Raw genomic sequence first — 23,079 nt, 5'->3', positions numbered from 1 at the left:
TACAATAAAATGTTCATTGGTGTTGTTACGATAGGGTACTCTGTGAGGCGTTCCTACCATGACAAGCTTGCTGATTCTTTTCTTCTATCAAAACAGGAAAACCAATGTATAATTACAATCAAATTTCGTATCGCTCGTGCTAGGATCGGACGCTAGTTATCACGTTCAAGGTCCGTTGAAAAATGACGCGCGACGAAATCGCAGAAAGCATACGTGGCATGCGCAGATACAAACGCGAAGTCACTGCTTCCAAAGAAGCCGCTATCGATGCACTTAAAAGAGCCGGTATTCTCACCAAGACCGGCAGAGTTGCCAGTCCTTACAAGGATCTCCTATCCGGTAAAAAAGCCGGTCTTCTCACCAAAACGAGTAGAGCCGCTTAGTGCCAAGTAATTTCTCTCTCCCTTCTTTAATTGTATAAGACCAAGCCTACCATAGTCCTCGGGTTTCATGCTTGTACGGAATCCACCGCCCGCAAGCTGATATCCGATTCAGGTGGTTTCACACCGAGCGGAAATAGCTATGATTGGCTTGGGCACGGGATGTATTTTTGGGAGAACAGTTGGTATAGAGCCGTACAATTCGCGCATGATCGAGCAATTACATCGCCTGCTGTTGTAGGAGCCGTACTTCACCTTGGTTATTGCTTGGATTTCACTGACAGCGAATCACTTTCATACCTTTCCTCCTCTTATTCCGCACTGAAAGACACCCTGGAAATCTTCGGAAAACCACTTCCGATCAACAAGCCTGGCAGCGGTCTTTCATCTGATGATCTCTTGCTGAGAGATCTTGATTGCGCGGTAATCAACTTTCTCCATTCTCAACGTGAAAGAGAAAACCGGAAGCGTTTCGACTCCGTCAGGGGCGTTTTTTGGGAGGGAAATGACATCTATCCGGGAGCCGGATTTAAAGAAAAGAATCATATTCAAATCTGCATCCGCAATCCCAACTGCATCAAAGGATTTTTTCATCCTCGCGAAGTAGACACTGCTTATGATGTAGTCTGAGCATCATAAGGAATCCCGAATGATTCAGTGCTGTTTGGAGGACCGGACTACCCATGGGCTAGGCTCCGTTTTAACCAGACAGCTTCTAACTCTGCTGAGAGAAAACCCACCCTAAAGTTATCTAGACCCGCCGCAAGGCCCCCGGGTCGGACCAGTCGGTCGGACCAGCCGGTCGGGTCAACCCAGGTTGCGTGCCTGCAGGTAGGCCAGCTCGGAGATATTGCTCCAGTCTCTCGATTGGTGGAAGAACTTCCGGTAGGAGGCATATACCTTGCGCGAGAATGCGTCCTGCTCCGCGACCTCGGAGACCACCTCCTTGGCAAGCCGGTGCAACTTGACCAGAACATCGTCCGGATAGGGACGCATATCCACGCCGTGCTTATCGAGCAGGACCTTTAGCGCGACCGGGTTACGGGCGGTGTACTCGGCCAGGATGTCCTGGTTCACCACCTTGCAGGCGTTGAGTACGATGGATTGCAGATCCGCCGGCAGGGTCTTGAAGACGGCCTGGTTGATAATGGCCTCCAGCGTGGTGCCCGGCTCGTGGAAGCCGGGATAGTAGTAGTATTTGGCCACCTTCTGGAGGCCGAAGGCCAGGTCATTGTAGGGTCCTGCCCACTCGGTGGCGTCGATGGCACCGGACTGCAAGGCGGTGAAGAGCTCGCCCCCCGGAAGAGTGACCGGCGTGCCTCCGGCGCGTTTGAGTACCTCGCCGCCGAGGCCCGGAATCCGCATCTTGAGTCCCGCCAGGTCCGCAAGGCTCTTGATCTCCTTGTTGAACCAGCCTCCCATCTGGACCCCGGTGTTGCCGGCCGGTGCGGGGACCAGGCCGAAACCGGCGTAGAGCTCGGTCCAGAGCGCCAGGCCGCCGCCATGGTAGAGCCAACCGTTCCGCTCTTGGGCCGTCATGCCGAAGGGGACGGTGGAGAAAAACTGGGCCGTCTCACTCTTACCCTTCCAGAGGAGGGCCGCGCTATGGCCCATCTCGGCCGTGCCCTGGGCGACGGCGTCGAAGACCTCGAATGGGGGTACCAGCTCTTCGGCCCCGTACACCTTCACCCGGATACGGCCTCCGCTCAGCTCGCCGATGAGTTCGGCGAGTCGGTTGGCGCCGGTGCCCATACCGGGGAAGTTCTTCGGCCAGGCGGTGACCATCTTCCATTTGTACTCGGTGCTGGCTCGGACGGTCTTGACACCGAAAGTAGAGGCGCCGAGCACCAGGGAGGTACCTCCAACCTGCTTGAAAAAATCGCGACGTTGCATTTCCCATCCTCGTTGCATGGTGTCAGGTATTTTGTCAATGCCAACTGAGGAGATCCGCAATGGATATTACGCTAAAAGCGCTTGAACGCGCATCAACGCCCGCGCCAAACTCGGCGACTGTTTCGCTGCCCGGTCACTGCGCCAGTGGGAATGAACAAAGCTACGGAGTCGGCTGTTGTATCCGAGTCCGACCGGTGAGGTGGACCCCTTCGGCGGTAGGATGTCCTGTTTCAATTCACGGTTTGAGGACTTGCGGACAAGTTTCAGCACAGCGGCCTTCGGATCAGATAGCTCATCCGGTGTAGTCGGCATGGCGGCGACTGAAACACCGATGAAACGGGCGAAGGCTATGCGGTCGGCCAGCACCCAGGATTCCGTTTCCCGCACCGCGATCCGAAACAAGAGCCGTGGGCTAGGGGGCGCTTGCAGCCAGTCGGCGATCATCCCCGGCGGGCAGTGTTTTTGGTCCAGGTCGGTGATCAGTAGAACCGGCGTCGCCTTTTCGGCGATGCGATTGAAATCGGCGATGCGACTTCTGAGATAGCCGAAGCCTTCCTTACGCAGGCAGGCCTGAATGTCGCAAATACCCACCTGGTGCAACAGGGTCTCGGCGACCGCTTCGCTGAGCGCGTCTTCTGTGGCGATTGCGAATGCGGTCATTTAAACAGGCCGAGGTGTTCCGCCTCCCTCGGCCGCGCCTTCGGCAACAGTACCTCAGAAGGTAGCAGACCTTCGGCCAAGAGCGCCGATTCCTGTGCGTTTGGACCACGGATCTCGGATCCATCATTCGTGGGCAGAACCAAGAGTACCGAACGACCGTCGATGGGATTGCCGAGGAGCGCCTCACTGTGGGTGGTGACGAGTACCTGGCGGCGGTACTTCGCCTGGCGCCTGACCCGATCGATCATTAACGGGATTTGGGAGACGATGGCGTCGTTGAGCGACAGCTCCGGTTCTTCCAGGAGGAGCATCGAATCGCCGGCCAGCAGCGACCAGAAGAGGGCAATCAAACGCAGTGTCCCATCGGAGAATTGATCCTCGCGGTGCCAAGCGCCTTGGGGCCGCCAGTGTTTATAACGCGCTTCCAGGTGGGGTAGACCCGTGATTTCGTCGCGGATGAAGCGAAGCTCCTGGAACTGGGGAACGGCCTTTTCCAAGACCTGCCGAATTTTCTTCAATCGGGCATTGCGCGTGTTGGTTGGGGTGCGTGCCAATCCTTCCAGGAAGCCCTGCCCGAAGGGATCGGTTTCCAACCGGTTGCCGCCGATACGATCCGCGAATTTCAGCAGCTGGGGCACCAGATGCAGGTAGGTGGTCGAGGCAAAGAACTCCGCCAAGGCACGGAATCCGACATTGGCACCCACCTGCTCCAGGTGGGTTTGCGTCAGGCGTTCCTTGTCAGCGTCGTCTTCTTCATCAGGTCGCTTTAGTATGTACTCGCCGTTCAGATCGACCTTTTCCTCGGTCACCACAGGACGCTGACGTCCCGCACCCTCGCTCTTGAAACCCAGGGTGTAGTCCCAGTTTTCCTGCGATTCCCCGGCTCCGCTCACCACCCGCACCTGGATGCGGACCTCAGGATCACGGCGCGCTTGCAGGCAACGCAATTTCTTGAGGCCGCCGCGTTCCGCAACCGCCTTTGAGAGGCCACCGCCGGATGGGCTGGAGAGGGTGCGAAGAAACCTGAAGACATCGAGAAAGTTCGACTTACCCGCGGCATTCGGGCCGATCACATAGGTCGACTCGGCTAGAGCCACCTTCACCTCGCGGAAATTGAGCCAATTCTTCAGCCTGATGCGGGTAATTCGCATGCGGGTCTTCTTGCTTGCGCGGGCTTACCGTAGAGGTTAATCCTAAAGGTACGGAGGAGATAGCGTTTTCGGAGAATCATTTCCGCCGAGCGGAAAATCGCTGGACAAATCGGATGCTCCCACAGTGCCGTGCGCAGGACTCTGCATTGATCCCTAGTACCTGATTTCAACTTATTCTGCTTGTTACCAGCCGCATCCCGCAGTCAACGCCAAATAACCCAGGATTGCACCCGAACAGGCACCGTGCCGAACACGGCGTAACGCAACCCGACGCTCGGATCCGTTTTAACCAGACAGCTTCTGAGATTCCTCAGTCGATTTCGCTCCGAACGCTGAACCTTTAGAATCTGACCCAGACCTTGGCGCCGAAAACGTCATCCACCTCGCTTAGGATCCGGCTGGGGACGGCAGCACCGGGCAAGCCGGGGGCATCGACTTGGCGGAACTCGTAATCGGCGAGCACGCGCACCTGTTTAGTAGGGCGGTAGGTAATGCCGAGGGTAAAGGTCTCGAAGCGGCGCTCGGTCTCCTTCTTGTTCGTACCTCGGTTGAGCCGATCGTAGCGGGCACGCAACTCCCACTTGTCGAACAACCGGTAGCCCCCATCCAGGTACCAGCCGTCGGCCTCGTCGTCCGGCAAGACATTGAAACCCGCGATCACGTTACCCTGGTTGCCGACGGAACCGGGGACGGCGCCACCGTCCGTGCCGTTGAAGATCATACCGTCGGCCTTGACCCACTCGCCCGCGACACGCCAGGGGCCGCGACGGAAAACGGTACCCAGGCCGTAACGCTTGCGGTCGAAAGTCTCTGTCTTTTGTTCCGCGCCGACACGGAGCTCGCGTTCCCCGTCCTGATACCAGCCGGTCAGTTTCAAACCATCGCGGGAGGCGCCTTTGCCGCCGAAGATCAGCTCCGAGCTCCAGTAGAGATACCAGTCCGGCCGGCCGTCACCGGAGCCGTTGTAGATGGCCAGCCCGCTTCCGGTACCCGTCATGAGGGCATAGGTGTGCTCCCAGGGGCCGGTCTTGAAGGCGTCGAAGACCTGGATGCCGGTATCGCGCCAACCGCTCAAGGGGCCGTCGAAGACGTTGGCGTCATGCTTCAGGGTCCCGTCGCTGTCGAAGAGGCGTTCGTTGGTCAGCTGTCGGGAAAGGTTGGTGGGCCGAATGTAGTCACGCAGGACCGCGGGCTGTAAGCCTTCTTCCGAGCCTGGTTGCTTGAACTGACCGATCCGAATCCGGGCATGGGGAATCAGGTTGAGGGTGACGCTCAGGTCCGTGAACTTGACGTTGGGGCTGCCGTTTTGGGAGATGCCGTTGTCGCCGGCGAGCGGCGAGATCCGGTAGTTGAGCTTGCCGGCGAACAAGCGTCCCTGCAGTCCCAGGCGGACATGAGAGATCTGCAGCTCGGAAGTGTCTTCCAACCGAGGCACGATCTGGTTCGGCATCAAGGGTTGCCCCTTAAAAGGACCGGCCGCAATCCGCGAACCCTCGGTTTGTTGGTACTCAATACCGATGAATCCGAAAGGACGATAGGCAGGCGCGGTGGCCGGCTCGGTTCCCTGGAGCATGATCCAATTGACCGCGGACGCCGGCAAGGCGTAAAGCAACACGGCTGAACCCAGGATGGCCGCTCCGGCGCGCGCCCCCCGACTGCACCCTCTCATAGGAATTTCCTCATTGTTCAGAAGGGGAACCGCAGAGGTTCGGATTGAGTATGGGAAAATGATCCGGTCGCCTCGATCCGGCCGCGGGTCATACGGATTTTCACAGACCGAAAACGAAACCAGCGGTGAGGATCCGCGTCATCCATAGATGGAAAAGAGCATCTGATCTTTTGCGACTGATTGGCGTTCATTGGCGGCAAAAAGAATTCCCGATGGGAGAACCGAACCCATGCTATCGGGACCTCGGCACGGCTGGACTTGGCAACTGACACCCAGTTTCTGAATATTTTGCATATAGCCCGTAGGGTGGGCTACGCCCACCAGCCAGGCACGCTGTTGGTGGGCACAGCCCACCCTACGGGCCTGATAAAGAAAAATAAGATGAAATATAATACTAGGCAATACCGAGCAGCTTGTGGATCTGAAGACTCAACCGCCAGTGGGGGTGGTCCATGCAGTAGGTCAATGCGTCCCGCGTGTTTTGCTCCAGGCGCGGCCCGTCCATGGGTTGCAGGAAGAAATGATCGAACGCCAGCTGCTCGAAACATTCCGGCGGTGCCTCCGCTTGGGGATAGACCAGCTTCAGCTCGTTGCCTGACCGTACCGCAAGCTCCGCATCCGCCTTCGGACTGACGCAGACCCAGTCGAGACCCGGGAGAGCCGGTATGGTCCCGTTGGTCTCTACGGCCACCTGGAAGCCGCGGGCATGCAGCGCCGCGATCAGGTCTTCGTCAAGCTGCAGCAGGGGCTCGCCGCCGGTGCAGACGACGAAGGGGGCGGTGGTCTTCCCGGTATGCCGCGGCCAGGTCGCAGCAATCCTGTCCGCCAGCTCGGCCGCGTCCCGGTAGGTGCCGCCGTGCTTGCCATCGGTACCCCGAAAGTCCGTGTCGCAGAACCGGCAGATGGCCTTGGATCTGTCCTGCTCCCGGCCCGTCCAGAGATTGCAGCCGGCAAAGCGACACAAGACCGCTGCGCGGCCTGTGTTCGCGCCTTCCCCTTGCAGGGTGTAGAAGGTCTCTTTGACAGCATAGGTCATGACGGCAGGGCCGGACCCGGATCGCCCCAGCACAGCGAGACCCCGCAGCCGGGGGTCTCCTGCAAGTCGATGCGGTCGAGCTGCGGGAGCTCGGCCGCCACCGCTGCGCGCAGCCATCGGGCCAGACTCGCCGCATCGGCGTCCCCGAGACGCGGCAGTTCGTTGAGCAGTCGATGGTCGAGCTGCCTGTAAAGGGGTTGGAAACGCGCTTTGACATCGCCATAGTCCATGACCCAGCCCATGACCTGATCCAGGGGTGCGCTCAGGTGCAGTCGCACCAGATAGCTGTGACCATGCAGGCGGCGCCTGGAAGCACTGTCAGGGGCCCGGACCAGGCGCAAGGCGCTCTCGAATCGCTGCTCGGTCCAGATGCGGAAGTGCCGGCCATCATAGTGACAACCGGCGCTGGCGGTCTCGTAGACGCTGATCCAAGACAGGGCCGGCAGCAGGGGCTTGAGCCGCTCCCACAGCCAGGCCGAGAAGCATTCGCTGGTGGGGTTTGCGAGTCCCGGCAGATCATTCAGGCAGGTATGGTGGAGCCTTCGATGCAGGGGTGCCCAGACCGCGCCGAGCCGGTCGCAGTCGATGCCCATGTCGTCGTCCCCCAGGTCCTGATGCGCATGCAGGATGACCTCGAATCCGTGTCCGTGCATACGTCCGCACTTGTGGCCTGCCGGTACATTGGGCAGTTGGTGGGCGGCCTCGAAACGGAAACGACGCCACAGATGGGCCTGGTTCGAACCGGCGAGGTCCGCCCCTTGGTCCCGGGTGCTCCGGATACCTACCGACTCGATACCCGGTATTCGGAGGCGGGCACGCACCCAGCGGGCCAGATTCTCATCGGTGGGAACCGGTAGGTACTGGTTGAGATCGCGGTAATCGAGATCCGCGACACAGTGCTCCAGGTGGTCTCTCAGCGCATCCGTCTCGCCACCCGGAAACGGCGCCCAGCCGGCCGGCAGCTCGGCCCGCACGCGGGCGAGGAAGCTGTGTCCGTGCAGGCGCCGCGATCGGTGCCCCTCCGGGAGGATGGACACCCGCCGCGCCGCCTCGAACGGGACGGCCGCTAAGTGCAAGAGACGTGCCGTCACGGCGCAGACATCCCGAATCCGACGAGCAAGGGATCGGCGGTCCCGACCTCGGCGAAGCCCTTGGCGCGCAGCCGGCAGGCATCGCACCGACGGCAGGGGCGACCGGCGGCATCCGGATCATAACAGCTACTGGTAAGGGCATAGTCCAGGCCCAGCCCGATACCCTTACGGATGATCTGTGCCTTGGTAAGCCGGATCAAGGGTGCGTGGATCCTGATGCCCCGGTGCCCTTCGGTGCTCAGCTTGGTGGCCAGATTGGCCATGTGTTCGTAGGCCGCGATGTACTCGGGTCGGCAGTCGGGATAGCCGGAGTAATCGAGGGCATTGACGCCGATGAAAATATCGCCTGCCTTCAACACCTCCGCCCAGGCCAGGGCAAAGGACAGGAAGACGGTATTGCGCGCCGGGACATAGGTGACCGGGATGCCCTCCTCCATCTGCTCCGAACCCCGATCCTTCGGTACCGCCAGGTCGCCGGTGAGGGCCGATCCGCCGAAACGGCGCAGATCGATGTCCAGGATGAGGTGCTCGGCTACCGCTAAGGCCCGTGCCACCCGAGCCGCAGACTCGAGCTCTATCCGGTGCCGCTGGCCGTATCTGAAGGACAAGGCGTAGGACTCAAACCCCTCTGCCTCGGCGATGGCCAGGGTCGTCGCGGAATCCAGTCCGCCACTGAGGAGAACCACTGCCTTGGTCATACATACGCCTGCATTGAGTCCGATACTAAGAGGCTGTCGAAAAATTTCGCGCTCATTCCCACGCTCCAGCGTGGGAATGCCGTTGTGGCCGCTCCAGCGGCCGCGATCTCTCGCTCCGCTCGGGACAAGGTTTCATGACGCTGGAGCGTCTGGATTTGGCTCCCACGCTGGAGCGTGGGAGCCAGAGGCTTCAAAAACAAAACTTAGAAGCTGCCCGGTTAAAGGCTATACACACTTGGCGACCCGGATCCGCAGCCTAGGGGGTGTTCTCAATTAACAAACTAACTAATCCTCGCTATCTCGAACCACGGATCGACACGGATTGGTCTCCATCCGTGTCGATCCGTGTTCATCCGTGGTTCTCTTTCCGGTTGTTATCTGCACTGACCAACGGTTTTTACAGGCTGGATGGCCGCAACATCCCAGCGGTCCGCACAGCGGACCCTACAGTCAATCAGGTGGTCAGTAGGGTCCGCTGCGCGGACCTTCGGAAGGTCAACACCCCTGGGGGGCGTTCTCAATGGAGCCGAATGCTCGCGAGAATCACGCACATCAGGCCCCTGCAACTGGCGGCGGGTTGTTCATAACAGGTTGTTATCCCTGGATAATTTGTTAATTGAGAACGCCCCCTAGCGATCCGCACCATGCTCTCTGCGGTGCCGGCCAGGATTTCATAGTCCGTGGCCAATCGTCAATAATGACCAAGCCGAGCAAATGTCCGCTCGAGGATCCAACGCATAGGCAAAATGGCGGATGGATTAGAATGCCGACTTTCCCACCCGACGGGCTGCACCTACATGATCTCCCTCATCGACTATGGTGCCGGCAATGTGCGCAGTCTGCGCAACGCGATCGGCAGGTTGGGTTATGCGCTTACCGACATCACGCGGCCCGAGGACATCCTCAAGGCTGAACGCCTGATCTTTCCCGGCGTGGGCAGCTTCGGGGCTGCGATGCAACGCCTGCATTCCCTGGGGTACCTGGAGCCACTCAAGGAATATCTACAGGCCGACCGGCCCTTCCTCGGGATCTGCATCGGATTGCAGTGCCTGTTCGAGGGCAGCGAGGAATCTCCCGGTGTGGCCGGACTGGGACTCATTCCCGGGACGATCCGCCGTTTCGACGTGAGTGGTCTTTCGGTCCCCCACATGGGTTGGAATGGGGTCCGCCCCCAACGGGATTCTCCTCTATTCAAGGGGTACCGCGGCGAGCAGCTCTATTTCGTCCATTCCTACCGTGCGGTGCCGGAGCCCGCCAACGCGCACTGGTCACTGGCCTGTACGGACTATGGTGGGGAGTTCCTGAGCGCGGTACAGAAGGGCAAGGTCGCGGCGGTTCAGTTCCACCCGGAGAAGAGCGGCGAGGTCGGGCTAGGCCTGCTGGATCGATTTCTGTCGGACGCGCCCCTGGAAACCGCCGCCGCGCCCTACCGGGGCCCGGAGCGGACGCGGCTGGCCAAGCGCGTCATCGCCTGCCTGGATGTGCGCACCAACGATTCAGGCGACCTGGTGGTTACCAAGGGTGACCAGTACGAGGTGCGCGAACAGGGGCAGGTACGCAATCTCGGTAAGCCGGTAGACCTGGCCCGGCGCTATTATGCGGAAGGCGCCGATGAGATCACCTTCCTCAACATCACCGCCTTTCGCGATTTTCCCCTTGGGGATCAGCCGATGCTGGAGGTCCTGGAACGCACCTCCGAGCAGGTGTTCGTGCCCTTGACCATCGGCGGAGGCATCCGCGCCTTCACCGACATGGACGGTCGTCACTATTCGGCGCTGGACGTGGCCGCGGCCTACTTCCGCTCCGGGGCCGACAAGATCTCCATCGGCAGCGATGCGGTGGCCGCCGTGGAGCAGTACCTGCAACATGGGCGCGCGACCGGCGACAGCGCCATCGAGCCCAGTGCCATCGAACAAATCGCCCGGGTCTATGGCAATCAGGCCGTTGTCATCTCCGTCGATCCGCGCCGGGTCTATGTTGCCGCGCCGGACCGGACCCGCCACCGCACGGTACGGACCCAGGTCCCGGGGCCGAACGGCGAGCAGTTCTGCTGGTTTCAATGCACGGTGAAGGGCGGACGCGAAGGCCGGGACCTGGACGCAATCGAGCTGGCCCAGGCCTGCGAGCAACTGGGCGCCGGTGAGCTCCTGCTCAACTCGATCGACCGGGACGGGACCGGCACCGGCTTCGATCTGGCACTGGTGGAAGCGGTCAGCCGGTCCGTGACTATCCCCGTCATCGCCTCCAGCGGCGCCGGAGAGGTCGCCCACTTTTCCGAGGTCTTCGAGGCCACGGACGTGGAAGCGGCCCTGGCCGCCGGCATCTTTCACCGCCGGGAGGTCCCCATCGCAGCCGTCAAGACACATCTGAAGGCCAGGGGTATCGAGACCCGCGATGCGTCGCAGGGCAAGCGCGTATAAATCTCTTGGCTCTTTATGGATTCCGGACTGCCAAGGATCATGGAAGGGTACCACCGGACGTTTTGGAGTGCGGCGGCAACCTTACCCCAGTGCTTACCGGAACCGACAGCGCTTGGCATAACCGGGGGGTCGGCCAAGGGGCACAAGCCCGCCGCCGCTTTGGATTTGGCGATACCTCTGTTCCAAGTAAGGGCGCTGCGGCCGGGGGAAAGCGCCGTCGCCGCGGCGCGGGTGAAACCTCAAGTGCTCGGATTCCTGGCAACCGCCGCTGATATCCCCGTTGTCGAGGTTTGATTCGGACGCGCCGCTTTGCCGGCGCACTCTAAAGCAGTCCGGAATCCATAAAGAGCTAATCTCTTTTCGATTAACAAGTTGTGTTCAGTTGTCAGTGGTCAGTTGCCGGTTGCGGCCGTGGTCCAGCATGCACTCAGGCACCGGCTTGCCGGCGCCTCCCCCCTCACCCCAACCCCTCTCCCGGCGGGAGAGGGGCTTTTGCGACACTCTCCCGCCGGGAGAGAGAGCTTGCCCCGAGCGCAGCGAGGGGGCTTAGGGCTCGGCAAGCCCGCAGGGCGGGTCAGGCCAGGGCGACGGCGGCGGCCGGCATACGGTGGATGGCGCAGGCTTATCCGCCCTACGCAGGCTTGAAAATTTACCACTACCCGGCTCGGGATAGGTGACGGGTATAATCACTCCCGGCTTTAGGCGGTTGCCGACCGCGCTGCGGGCGGTCGATTAAACGAGAAAGGAGATTTTCATATGAAACGACTCATGGGTCTGTTTGCATGTCTGGCGCCACTCTTTGCCGCGGCGGGGGAGTTCAGCTCCACCCTCGTCGTTCAGACCGGCTTCTTGCGGGAGGGTGACCTGATCGTCCGCAACATCACGGATCTGGTGGCCAAAAAGACCTGCATGACTTTCTATATCCGTACCGCCGGGACCAGCCCGATCACCGATTGCTACGAGGTCGTGGGCGAGTTCGGCGCCGATGTGCGGCAGGCGGCGCACTTGAAGGAGGGCGAGTTGGTCATCCGCAAGGTAGAGGACGGCAAGAACAACCGCGCCTGTCTAGTCGCCTACGTAAGCACCCCCGGCACATCGCCGGCGGTGCATTGCTATCCGAGCACGCACCGTTTCAAGGAGGGGTTGCAGGTCGATAGCCATTTGCGCGAGGGCGACCTGGATGTGCACCGGATCTCTGACGCGAGTGCCGGTACCACCTGTCTGGTGGCCTTCGTGAAAACCGAAGGGACCGCCCCCTCGACCTTCTGTTATCCGACTATTCCCCAAGGTGTGGGCCCACTGCGTCAGGAACATGAGCTCAAAGAGGGTGATCTGATTGTCCGCAAGATCACTGACGGCGCCAACAACAAAGCGTGCCTGGTAAGCTACGTGAGCACCATAGGCACCTCGTCACGGATGTTCTGTTTCGACTATCGCTAAGGCTCGTATAGGACAAAGATGCGAGAACGGCGTGCCCTGTTGGCGGACTGGGTCAGACACGTCCTGGGTAGGGAATGCCGGTTGGAGCCGGTCGCGGGCGATGCCAGCTCCCGACGTTACTGGCGGGTCCGTCCGGATGACCGCAGCTATATCCTCATGGATGCCCCCCCGGTCGTGGCGGACATCGAACGCTTCGTGCGCATCGCCGAGCGGCTGCGAGCGCTGGGTTTGAACACACCGCAGGTCTATGCCCAAGCGCCCGGTCAAGGGCTGCTGCTGCTGGCTGACCTGGGGACACGGCTCTATCTCGACGTCCTGGATCAGGAGAATGCGGACCGGCTCTACGGGGATGCCCTGGCGGCCCTGGTGGTCATCCAGGCCTGCGCGTCCACTGAGGGACTGCCCCACTACGATGGGCCCTTCCTGCACCGGGAGCTGGCGCTGTTTCGCGATTGGTTGCTGGTCCGCCAGCTGGGATGGGAGCTTTCGGACGTAGAAAATGCAGTGCTGGAGTCGGCCTGCGAGTTTCTGGTGGAGCATGCCCTGGAGCAACCCCGAGTATGCGTGCACCGGGATTTTCACTCGCGGAACCTGATGGTCACGGCCCCGCCCTCGCCGGGAATCCTGGATTTTCAGGACGCGGTAGCAGGGCCCGTGGCCTATGATCCGGTCTCCCTGCTGCGGGACTGCTACATCGGCTGGCCGCGGGAGCAAGTCGAAGACTGGGCGCGGGGGTACGCAACGCTGGCGGTGCACTCGGGGATCCTGCGCCCCCAGGATGCGGATCGCTTCGTGACCTGGTTCGACCTCATGGGGGTCCAGCGTCATCTCAAGGCAAGCGGGATCTTTGCCCGTCTGAACGTGCGGGACCATAAGCCCGGCTACCTCGCGGACATCCCCCGCACCCTAGCCTATGTGCTCGAAGTCGCGCCGGCATACCCACGGCTGACGGCACTCGCGGACCTGATCCGCGAGCGGGTTTTTCCCGACCTCCCGGTCACTAGTACGGCAGTACCCAAGTACCGATAACATGGGAACCTTTTTTCCGCAAATGAACGCAAATTATGGCAGTAAAACCAGGATAAGGGCACCCAGTAAGAGCCGATACAGAACAAACGGAAGCATGCTGATCTTCTCGATGAAACCGAGAAAGAAGTGGATGGTGAGGTAAGCGACCACGAAGGACAGGAAGGTGCCCAACCAGAGGGCGGTCCAGTCTACGGGGTCGGCGGATTGGATGAGCTGGAGTGTCTCCAGGCCGCCGGCCATGAGGATGGTGGGGATCGCGAGTAGGAAGGAAAAACGGGAGGCGGCCTTGCGGGTCAGGCCCAGGATAAGCCCCGCGGTAATGGTGATGCCGGAGCGAGAGGTACCCGGGATGATGGCGATGGCCTGGAAACAGCCGACCAAGAGCGCACCCTTCCAGCCTAGGCCGTACTCGTCCCGGGAGCGACTGCCACGCACATCCGCCATCCAGAGCACCACCCCGAAGCTGATCGTCGTAGCAGCGACCACCAAGGCGATTAGCCGATCGTCCTCCCGCAACAGCTCCAACAGGGATTTCAACGGAAGCCCCAGCAGGACCACCGGGATGCTTGCCAGGACGATCATCCAGGCCAGCTCGGCATCCGGGGTTGCGAGACGGCGCACCTTCAGCGAATCCACTAAGGCGGCAGCCATAGCAGCGACCTCGCCGCGAAAGTAGAGCATGACCGCAACCAAGGTGCCGAGGTGGACCGCCACGTCGAAGGCCAGTCCCTGCAGCGCGTAGCCGAACAGGAGGGGGGTCAGAATCAGATGCCCGGAGCTGGAGATGGGAAGGAACTCGGTAAGCCCCTGGACGACGGACAACAGGACGATCTGGGTAGTTTCCAAGGTGCAGGTTCCAGGCAAACAAATAGCTTCAGTATATACTCGTTGCCGAAACCTGTTCGATCCGCAGATCGGGTAGGGTCCAGGGTGCGGATCGACTTGTCTTGTTTTGTCTGCTGGAAGCCGGCGATTGGAAGCTGAAAGCTATTCGCACTCGCCCTGGCAGAGGCGGCGGTGTGGTGCAACCGAGTCGAACACAGGGTATAAGGCAATGCCATTAAGTTAAGCGTTACCGGTCGACAAACAAGAGGAGAAGCTACGAATCACGCGAGTCCGCGCGAATGGATGCGCGCCGATTCGCGCGCTTCGTCGTTTTGCTTGGAAGATGTTAAGTGAGTTTCGACAATGCGTCAAATGACGGAAGTGCTCTGTTGATGCATAGTATCTGAACAGGGAAGTCAACATGATTTCCGAAAACCATCGTTGGCTTTGAATCATAAATGGACCACCCTCGGTCTTCAAAGTATTCTCTTGGTTTCTCTGGATATGCCATCACTTCCGCCCAAATGAGTTGGAAATCATCATTAACTGCATCATTTATAAATCGCTGTAATAGCGTTGCTCCGATTCCCCTGCCACGGAACTTTTCATCTACCTGGTAGTTCCAATGGACACCCAATGGTGGGTGTTTCGGGCGCTCTTTCTCTCCTTTGAAAATAATGTGTGTAGCAAACGTGCGGCTGGATTGTTCAAGATAAGTCCACGGCATGGTGAGGGATAGGGCCAGTGACATGACTTGTTTTCGCACCATATTGTACTGTATTTTTTCGAAATGCTGTCCTCCCATAGAGCCTGTGAGGTAACCGATTAGACGCCTACTGACCTTATGGACGGCAACGTGGATATTTTCTTGCTGATGTTTAATATAAGGAGCAAGAACAACATCACCAAACCACTGTTTGCACGGGCAAATTACATCGAACGGTTTGCCCAGAAAGGCATTATTGAAAACGAGTTCGCGCATCTGTTTTTCATCTTCCCCATCCGGGCGAAAATTTCGAAATAGTATGTCGCCACTATCCGATAACTCGAATCTGTGGTCCCTATTTCCCGAGTACTTTTTGTAATCAACTAAGTGTAAAGACATAGTGAACCCAATCAGCAATTTCCAAATGCACTAAGACAGCCTTCATTCTTCATTACGGTTTCCGGATCGATATGAACAGCAGCTTAATCGGCTTACAGTTCCCAATTGAGAAGATTGAAGAGACCACCGGTATTTCGCCGCGCTCAGGATGCGAAACGGGCATTTCCGATCCGCCTTCTCGATCCGGGGGTGGCGCTAGTCTGCTCCTGTCGCTTAGTCGTGGCAGCACTGTGGATCCCCACATCGACACGTCGGAACCTTCGATATGCTTGTACTCGGTCTGGGGAGGGGCCTGTGGTCGTGGTACTGCTTTGACCCCGTGCACGCCTCCCCGGCTTCCCACATTGAGCCGTTTTCCGCAACACGCTTGCCTTAAGCGCAAGATTAGCATATTAGTAGCTAATAATACTTTACTTAAGTTAACTTCCGGGTTAGCAACGGGAGCAATCTGCCGCGTGCGTCCCTATGGTTCCGCTTCTAAGGTAAATTCGACACTATGTCGGACGCACAATTCCCTTTTGTCCGGATATTCGCACGCAGCTTCTTGGGTGACGATCCGCGCAGCTACGTGAGGAACGCGAAGCCGGCATCACCTATCAGGCAGATTTCCCGAGATCTGCCGCCGGTCTGGTTGTGCGCGGGGAGGGGGGATGGTCTGTTCGTCTAGTCGGAGGCCTATACAGGTGCCCTCGAGAACCAAGGCATCCGTTGCCGGACGCTCTTTTTCTCAGAGGATGACCGGGCGCATCACGGATTTCTCTTCTGCAGGTGGCTCAGGTCATCAAAGATCGCGGTTGCGGCCGCCCGTGAATTTCTTCGGGACTGCGCCGCGATAGACTGCTAGTATCCCATTTCTGCATATTTTGCGCGTAACCTGTAGGGTGGGCTGTGCCCACCAACACCGTGCCTGGCTGGCGGGCACAGCCCACCCTACGAACCTGAGAACGTAAAATAGGGTGAAATGAGATACTAGGGGCTGTTGACATTTATCCGGGCGACGTCCTTTTTATCCGCAGATTACGCAGGTTGGTAGTGGTTAACATCTAAGTTGTAACATGACCAACAGCACTGGCCGCTAGCCCCCTCTCCCTCTGAGAGAGTGTCGCAAAAGCCCCTCTCCCGCCGGGAGCGGGGGCCTGTCCCGAGTGGGCGAGGGATCTAGGGAGAGGGGGTCAAAGGGCGAAGATCGGTGCCTTTTGCGACACCCTCTGGAGGGAGGGGCCCAGGGGTAGCCGGAGATCTTCAACCTTCCACCTGATTCGAAATTCCTGCTCCCACGCCACATCTTTTGGATAGCAGGTCCAGAGATTGCCCACCGCGGCCAAATCGCCCTGTGTCAGGATCAAGGGGATATAGGGACGCACCCAAGGCGGCACGCCGAGTTCCTGAAACAGCTTCTTGAGGGATCGACGGTGTCCCTCCCGCGCACGCCGGCAGAAAAGACCTGTTACGCCGAAGCGGATCTCCAGTCCGTGCACGAACACGTCTTGAGGGTCCAGATCCCGTCCATCGGCGGCGAGAAGCTCCAGACATCCGAGCCCACCCGGGAGTGTAAGGACGCCCTGGTACCAATGGATCGGGGCTGGCGCAGGTACCGGAGGCAGGGGCGCCATGGCGAACAGGTCGTCTCGGTAGCGGCGTACCTCGCATCCCGACCAGGCGACCAGCGGATTTGCATCTGCGCGGGCGGTCATGACCTCACTGAGGATACGGTCGAGGTTTCCGGCATCCGGTGGGACCCGACCCTGGCCGCGGAACCATTGGCGAAGTACCGCCTTGCGCAACGGCAACGCCAGATCCAGGAGGCGCTTGATCGAGAGGGTACCGGGCCCTTGTCCTGCGGTTTCGAGCACTGCGTTGCGGGCGACGGGGTCAATGATCGCCTGGGCCTCCGCACAATGGGCCGCGCTCCTTGCGATACCGGTTGCACAGGCGGGCCAGCGTTCCGCCAGCCGAGGTAGTACGCGGTGACGCAGGAAGTTCCGGTCGTGTCCCAAGTCCCGGTTGCTCGGGTCTTCCAGCCAGTGGAGCTTCCGGCTCCGGGCGTAAGCGAGGAGTTCGGCACGGCCGAGCTCCAGCAGGGGCCTTACCAACTGGCCGCGCCCCAGGGGGGCCACCGGGGGCATGGCCGCAAGGCCCGCGGGACCGCTGCCGCGCAGCAAGGCCAGCAGCAGGGTCTCCGCCTGGTCGTCCCGGTGCTGGGCCGTGAGCAGGAGATCGTCTGACCCCAGCAATTCCGCCATGGATGCGTAGCGCGCTTGCCGGGCTACCGCCTCCAGGCTTTCACCCCGAGCAGGGGCCAGGTCCAGGCGCCGGGTCCGGAACGGCACCCCGAGTCGCGCGCAGGTGCGGGCGCAGTGCGCGGCCCAGCGATGCGAGTCCCGATGCAGGCCATGATCGACGTGCAGGGCATACAGCGCGAAGGGGAGCCGGCCACGGATAGTGGCCAAGGCGTGGAGCAGCACGGAAGAGTCCATGCCGCCGCTGTAGGCGACCCAGCCCTTCCGTGCCGCGGGCAAGGTGGTGAGACGGGACAGCAGAAGCTCTGGTAGAGACGCGGACATGGCGCCGACCGCCGCGGAACCGAGGGGGAGCTACTCGCTGTATCGCCCGTGCCCCAGCATCCGCTCGTAGCGTTGGGTAAGCAGCTGGTCGATGTCCTGGTCCCGAATCTCGTCCAGGTAGCTGAGCAGGGCCTGCTTGACGTTCGTGGCCGCGGCATCCGGATCCCGATGGGCCCCGCCCCGGGGTTCGGGAACGACGGCGTCGATCAACCCTAGCTCTTTGAGTTTATCGGAGGTGATGGCCATGGCCTCGGCGGCGAGTTGGGCCTTATCGGCGTTCTTCCAGAGAATAGAGGCGCAGCCCTCCGGCGAGATCACCGAGTAGGTGCTGTACTGGAGCATCAGGAGCCGGTCTCCTACCCCGATAGCCAGGGCGCCGCCGGAGCCTCCCTCGCCGATGACGGTACATAAGATGGGTGTGCGCAGGTGCGCCATGACCTGCAGGTTACGGGCGATCGCCTCGCTCTGTCCCCGCTCCTCCGCTCCTACTCCGGGGTAAGCGCCGGGCGTGTCGATAAAGGTGAGGAGGGGCAGGCGGAAACGCTCCGCCATCGTCATCAGCCGCAGGGCCTTACGATAACCCTCCGGTCGCGGCATACCGAAGTTGCGGTAGAGCTTGCTCTTGGTATCACGGCCCTTCTGGTGGCCGATGATCATCATCGAGCGCCCGTCGAGGCGCCCGAGGCCACCGACGATGGCATGGTCGTCGGCAAAGGTCCGGTCCCCATGCAGCTCTTGAAAGTCATCGAAAATGCGCTCGATGTAGTCCATCAGGTAGGGGCGCTGGGGATGCCGCGAAAGCTGAGAGATCTGCCAGGATGTCAGCTTGGCGAAGATGGACTCCGTAAGATCCTGGCTCTTGCGCTCGAGCCGCTCGATCTCCTCCTCGATATTGAGCGCGTTGTCATCACCGACGTGCCGTAGCTCTTCGATCTTGGCCTCAAGCTCGGCGATAGGTCGTTCGAATTCGAGAAAGTTGATGTCCATTGACAGCAATCGTCTTAGATCAAAGTGATCGCCAGGAGACCCAACGCGAGCGCGCGCGGGTCGTCGTTGAGCCCGATGTCTCTCGGGCGCACGGTGTCCGGGAACCGGAATTCCAGCCGCAAGGCCCCGGATTTCCGTAACTCATCTCGCGCTGCCGCGGGTATCGGGACCCGGATGCGATTGGCGGCGTATGCCTTGAGGCGCAAGGTCGCCGCCGGGATGCCGTTCACTGAAATCTCGATATCCTGCTTGGGATGAGCGGGCGAGACCAGCGCGTTGGCTTCGATCAGGATGCTATGGATGCCGTCGCTCGAGGTCCGGAGGACGACTTTCGCCGCCGGGCCCATCGACCAGGTTCCCCAGGTCTCCGGCTCGAACCAGCCGGTGGCCAGATAAGCGACGCCGCCGCCGGATTTCGAGAACCGAATCCGCTCGCCGATCCCGATTGCCGGAAGGACATCCGCCAGCTTCAGCTCCTTGTCGAGATGGCCACACGCGCGGCAGCGTTTCCAACCGGGGGCCACCAGGTAGAGCCCATCGATGCGTGCCAACAGGTCGGTCTCGGGATCCAGGTGCAGGATGGCGGACTGGCGTTGGGTCGGATCGAGCACATAGAGCGAGTCGGCCTGGTAGCGCCCCGTGTTCAATGTGAGCGATGCATTTCCCCGCGCGCGCTGGTACGCGCTCGGATTGAAGCGGGCGAGATAGACCGCGTCCGTGCCGAGCCCATACCGCCCAGCATACACCGAGAGCGTTCTCCAATGCGGGGAATAACTCATCATCGGGGGTATCCAACGAACCTTCCGGTATCTGGCAGCGGCTTGGGTCCAAAACGGATCTTTCAATGGCGTATACCATTCCGTCGCCGGCTCCGCCATCAGCTGGTTCCGGATTCCCTGCCATCCGGCCTTGGTATCGATCACTTGAACGGTAAGGGCGACGGCAAGCAATGAGATCGCGGTCCGGGATCTGTTGCCGCGAACGGTGATGAAGATAATCGTCAATACCAATCCATAGAACACGGGCCAGAACATCCGATCCGAGGTGCGAAGTAAGTTTGCGGTGCGCAACAAGGGTTCGGGCAGCGGAAGCCCGATTTCCAGCGATCCGATTCCCAGCTTGTGGGATAGCGCAAACAGAGAGAGGCCCGTCAAGGCTCCCACAAGCATCACCCGCTGCTTTATCGCCGCCGCCAGACCGACCCGCCCATTGATCAACACGGGCAAGGCGCAGAGGGCCAAAATGATGATCCCGAGACCGAGATAATGGAAGCCTTCGTACTTCGTTCGCGGCAGGTCCTTCAATACATACGACCAACCATTGGCGTCCAGAATGGAAAGCAGGTTCATTCGATACTGGCCGTACCCGCTTACCGAAACCCCACTTCCCGCCGTGAAATAGCCGGACTGCCAACAGGCAAGTCCGATTATTGCCGAGATCCCGGCGAGCTCCATCACAGTGAGCCTGGCGGGTCGTTCCTGCCGGACCCATCCCCGAGTCGAGTCGGCCAGCCACAGAACCGCAACCATCGCCAGCAAATAGGGGTGCACCAGGGCGGCAACCACCAGGACGAGGACCCAAGCTGCGGTACGCAGGCGCCGGCTCGATCGGAGCGACAGATAGAGGGCCGCAAGGATCAGAAAATGCCCGGCCAGGCTGGAATGGACTTGCAGGCGCCAGATCATCGGCGGCGCGAAGACAAACAAGCCGGTGCCCAGGAAACGAACGGCGGGATGCCGCGAGACCAGGCCGACCAGCTTCCAGGCAAGCCAGGCCTGGAGGACGAAGCAGGCAAACAGCCACAGGCCGAAGTATTGAAAGGTCTCGGGCAGCAGTGATGAGAAGGGTTTGAAGAGAAACGCCAACAGAGGGATCGAGTCGGAGAACAGAATGGCATTGCTCAGCTCGAGGCCATAGTCGGGATTCAGGCCGATGGGAAACGACCAATCGGAATTGCGGAAGAAATGCCAGCCGAGATAATGCTGGGCCGGATCTTCGGAGGATACCCACGCCATAAAGTCGGGATTGCGAGAGGAACGCCAGCCGAAATAATGCGGGGATGGATATCCGGAGGATAGCCACGCGATATTGGTCGGTCTTAATACCCGTGGCCCGACGATGAGAAAAAAGGCAGCCATGCCCAGCAGGAACGGCATGGCAGCAATGGCAACATCCTTATTCCATGCAGTTCTCACGTCAGAACCTCCCTCCGGTATCGGGGGGGAAGTATAATTTCAGGTCCATCGATCACTCCTGCGGCTCATAGATATGCCGGACGAGAAACACCGGCCGCCGCTTGGCTTCGAGATAGGTTCTCCCCAGATACTCGCCGATGATGCCGATTCCCATGAGCTGGAGACCGCCGAGGAAGGTGATGGCAACCAGCAGCGGGACATAACCGGGGGTGTCGATTCCGAAGATCAAGACCCTCAAGACGATAAAGGAAGCGTACAGGAACGAGGCCAGCACCATCAGGGTGCCGAGATAGGTCCAGATCCGCAACGGCAAGGTGCTGAAGCCCGTAAGACCCTCCAGCGCGAAATTCCACAGCCGCCGGCCGTTGAACTTGCTGGAACCGGCCGCACGCTCCGGACAGGCGTAATCGACGCACGTGGTCCGGAAACCCACCCAGGCGAACAGCCCTTTCATGAATCGCCTGGATTCCGGCAACTCGTTCAGCGCCTCGACTACGGTGCGATCCATCAGTCGGAAGTCACTCACGTTTTCCGGGATCATGGGCTCGGCGATCCGATTATAGATACGGTAGAACCAAGTAGCTGATATTCGCTTGGCCCGTGAGTCCGTGTCGCGGCCGACTCGACGGGCGAGAACGACGTCGTAACCCTGTCGCCACTGTTCGATCATCTCGAAGATAAGCTCGGGCGGGGCTTGTAGGTCGACATCGATCGGCACCACGACCTGTCCTTTCGCGATCCGCATTCCGGCAGTCAGCGCGGCTTCCTTGCCGAAGTTACGGCTGAGGTCGACCACCCGCACGCGGGTATCCTGTTGCTGATGTTCGAGAAGGCGCTCCAGGGTAGCATCCGAGCTGCCGTCGTTTACGAAGACAACTTCCAGACGTACCGAAGACTCGCCGTCGACCATCCGCTCTACCCGGTCGAGGAAGGGGCCGACCGTTTCGGCCTCGTTATACACCGGAACCACCAGTGATACCGAGATCGTCGGGCAGGCATCGAAACTTCGTCTCTCGTTGTCGGATACCCGAGTACACATGAGGTTTATAAAACCGGAAAAACAAGCCCATCCGACAAGTCTAAAATAGACTCCAGATTTGAGACACCCCTTGAGGGCACCTTAGAGAAATCCTATAGAGGCTGTCTAAAAACTAACCTATTGATTTTCTAACGGCATTGATTTTCGGCTGGCTCCTCAGGCTCCAGCGTGGGAGCAGACCTGGTCCCGACGGAGGAGGGATCTGATGCTCCAGCGTCGATTAAGTGCCTCGGTAGGCTAACAGCCAACGCCGATCAGCACAGAGGAGCTGCGTCCGCTGGAGCGGACAAGATGGCGTTCGAGCGCGAGAACGGAGCCTGGTCGATCAGGCGCTTAAGGAAGCCACTGGCGGCGGTTGCTGACTGGTCCTTGAGGAGCTCCACGTAGACCCGGCGGGTGGCGCGATCAATGGCGGCGAACAGGTCGCGGCGTTGGTCCTGGTCCGGCAGTTGAGGCCGGTCCTTCACATCCACGTGCACAAAGCCCAGTGCGTACGCTTTGAAGGTCTTGACCGGCGTCTTGGTGCCTTCCTCCTTGGGCATCAGCGCCTTGAGGTTAAAAACGCCGTGGCGGCGCAGACAGCGGTCCAGGCCCGAGCGGGAGACCTCGGGATGAATAATGGGTCACCGCCAGCAGGTCATCCAGGGGCAGCAGGAGCGTCTCACGCAAGGCCACCACCACCGCCTCCTGGGCCGCACTGAGGGTGGCGTGGAGCCGCCGCGGACGGTGTGAGGCATCCGCCGTGCCTTCCCGTTGGCGCCATTTGGCGACCGTGTGGCGGTTGAGCCCATAGACTTCAGCGAGTTCCCGGTTGCTCACCGACTCGGGCTGGGTCTGTAATTCCAGACGAATAGCGGGGGTCGTGCGGGCGTTCTGGTGCAGCTGGATGTTCATGGT

Annotated in this window: 18 protein-coding genes and 1 pseudogene; 4 read left to right on the top strand and 15 right to left on the bottom strand. The window is 60.2% G+C overall.

The features are described 5' to 3' along the window. Window positions 1–413: 413 nt before the first annotated feature. Complete coding sequence (locus E1958_RS00820) at window positions 414–1,010, top strand: hypothetical protein (protein WP_133510177.1); 597 nt, start codon at window positions 414–416, stop codon at window positions 1,008–1,010. Window positions 1,011–1,187: 177 nt separating this feature from the next. On the opposite strand, the gene E1958_RS00815 is transcribed toward E1958_RS00820, so the two are convergent. The 7 genes from E1958_RS00815 to queC all read right to left on the bottom strand — a co-directional run bounded on the left by E1958_RS00815 (window position 1,188) and on the right by queC (window position 8,578). After that, a complete protein-coding gene (locus tag E1958_RS00815; RefSeq protein WP_133510176.1) occupies window positions 1,188–2,273 on the bottom strand; it encodes a TRAP transporter substrate-binding protein in 1,086 nt (361 codons plus the stop codon). 66 nt (window positions 2,274–2,339) lie between these two features. Beyond that, a complete protein-coding gene (locus E1958_RS00810; RefSeq protein ID WP_133510175.1) occupies window positions 2,340–2,933 on the bottom strand; it encodes a hypothetical protein in 594 nt (197 codons plus the stop codon). After that, the gene (locus tag E1958_RS00805; protein ID WP_133510174.1) at window positions 2,930–4,084 is read right to left on the bottom strand and encodes an AAA family ATPase; all 1,155 of its coding nucleotides are present in this window, start codon (window positions 4,082–4,084) and stop codon (window positions 2,930–2,932) included. Before E1958_RS00805 ends, E1958_RS00810 begins: the two co-directional genes overlap by 4 nt. 340 nt (window positions 4,085–4,424) lie before the next feature. Further along, window positions 4,425–5,753, bottom strand: a complete 1,329-nt coding sequence (locus E1958_RS00800) for a porin (protein WP_133510173.1) — start codon at window positions 5,751–5,753, stop codon at window positions 4,425–4,427. A 394-nt stretch (window positions 5,754–6,147) separates the two neighbouring features. Next, a complete protein-coding gene (queE, locus tag E1958_RS00795; RefSeq protein WP_133510172.1) occupies window positions 6,148–6,789 on the bottom strand; it encodes a 7-carboxy-7-deazaguanine synthase in 642 nt (213 codons plus the stop codon). Continuing rightward, complete coding sequence (locus tag E1958_RS00790) at window positions 6,786–7,880, bottom strand: 6-carboxytetrahydropterin synthase (RefSeq protein WP_133510171.1); 1,095 nt, start codon at window positions 7,878–7,880, stop codon at window positions 6,786–6,788. The genes queE and E1958_RS00790 overlap by 4 nt, the downstream gene beginning before the upstream one ends. Then, window positions 7,877–8,578 (bottom strand): 7-cyano-7-deazaguanine synthase QueC, encoded by a 702-nt coding sequence (gene queC / locus E1958_RS00785; RefSeq protein ID WP_133510170.1) that lies wholly within the window; start codon window positions 8,576–8,578, stop codon window positions 7,877–7,879. The genes E1958_RS00790 and queC overlap by 4 nt, the downstream gene beginning before the upstream one ends. A 797-nt stretch (window positions 8,579–9,375) precedes the next feature. Here queC and hisF point away from each other — a divergent pair. Then, window positions 9,376–10,998 carry an imidazole glycerol phosphate synthase subunit HisF gene (gene hisF, locus E1958_RS00780; RefSeq protein ID WP_133510210.1) on the top strand — a complete coding sequence of 541 codons (1,623 nt, stop codon included), beginning with the start codon at window positions 9,376–9,378 and terminating at the stop codon, window positions 10,996–10,998. A 378-nt stretch (window positions 10,999–11,376) separates the two neighbouring features. On the opposite strand, the gene E1958_RS21565 is transcribed toward hisF, so the two are convergent. Continuing rightward, on the bottom strand, window positions 11,377–11,499 hold the full coding sequence (locus E1958_RS21565) for a hypothetical protein (protein WP_279381372.1): 123 nt from the start codon (window positions 11,497–11,499) through the stop codon (window positions 11,377–11,379). A gap of 255 nt (window positions 11,500–11,754) precedes the next feature. Between E1958_RS21565 and E1958_RS00775 the strand changes: the two genes are divergently transcribed. After that, window positions 11,755–12,438, top strand: a complete 684-nt coding sequence (locus E1958_RS00775; protein WP_133510169.1) for a hypothetical protein — start codon at window positions 11,755–11,757, stop codon at window positions 12,436–12,438. Between the two features lie 18 nt (window positions 12,439–12,456). Further along, window positions 12,457–13,467: an aminoglycoside phosphotransferase family protein gene (locus E1958_RS00770; protein WP_133510168.1), complete on the top strand. Its 1,011-nt coding sequence runs from the start codon at window positions 12,457–12,459 to the stop codon at window positions 13,465–13,467. 33 nt (window positions 13,468–13,500) lie between these two features. Here the strand turns inward: E1958_RS00770 and E1958_RS00765 are convergent, their stop codons facing one another. The 7 genes and pseudogenes from E1958_RS00765 to E1958_RS21800 all read right to left on the bottom strand — a co-directional run. Beyond that, window positions 13,501–14,313 carry an undecaprenyl-diphosphate phosphatase gene (locus E1958_RS00765; protein WP_133510167.1) on the bottom strand — a complete coding sequence of 271 codons (813 nt, stop codon included), beginning with the start codon at window positions 14,311–14,313 and terminating at the stop codon, window positions 13,501–13,503. 325 nt (window positions 14,314–14,638) lie between these two features. Next, entirely contained in the window at window positions 14,639–15,274 is a 636-nt protein-coding gene (locus E1958_RS00760) for a GNAT family N-acetyltransferase (RefSeq protein ID WP_165741627.1), read from the bottom strand. A gap of 1,295 nt (window positions 15,275–16,569) precedes the next feature. Further along, complete coding sequence (tilS, locus tag E1958_RS00755) at window positions 16,570–17,961, bottom strand: tRNA lysidine(34) synthetase TilS (RefSeq protein WP_133510165.1); 1,392 nt, start codon at window positions 17,959–17,961, stop codon at window positions 16,570–16,572. A 30-nt stretch (window positions 17,962–17,991) separates the two neighbouring features. Further along, a complete protein-coding gene (locus tag E1958_RS00750) occupies window positions 17,992–18,948 on the bottom strand; it encodes an acetyl-CoA carboxylase carboxyltransferase subunit alpha (protein ID WP_133510164.1) in 957 nt (318 codons plus the stop codon). 14 nt (window positions 18,949–18,962) lie between these two features. Then, window positions 18,963–21,143, bottom strand: a complete 2,181-nt coding sequence (locus E1958_RS00745) for a DUF6311 domain-containing protein (protein WP_207787614.1) — start codon at window positions 21,141–21,143, stop codon at window positions 18,963–18,965. A 52-nt stretch (window positions 21,144–21,195) separates the two neighbouring features. Then, window positions 21,196–22,182, bottom strand: coding sequence for a glycosyltransferase family 2 protein (locus tag E1958_RS00740; RefSeq protein WP_133510163.1), 987 nt, complete (start codon window positions 22,180–22,182; stop codon window positions 21,196–21,198). Between the two features lie 308 nt (window positions 22,183–22,490). Continuing rightward, a pseudogene (locus E1958_RS21800) lies at window positions 22,491–23,076 on the bottom strand (transposase family protein); the annotation flags it as partial. Between the last annotated feature and the right edge of the window lie 3 nt (window positions 23,077–23,079).

It is taken from the genome of Candidatus Thiosymbion oneisti (assembly GCF_004359955.1).
Classification (GTDB): domain Bacteria; phylum Pseudomonadota; class Gammaproteobacteria; order Chromatiales; family Chromatiaceae; genus Thiosymbion; species Thiosymbion oneisti.
The sequence above is the reverse complement of the archived record's forward strand: the minus strand, read 5'-3'. Positions and strand labels throughout refer to the sequence as shown.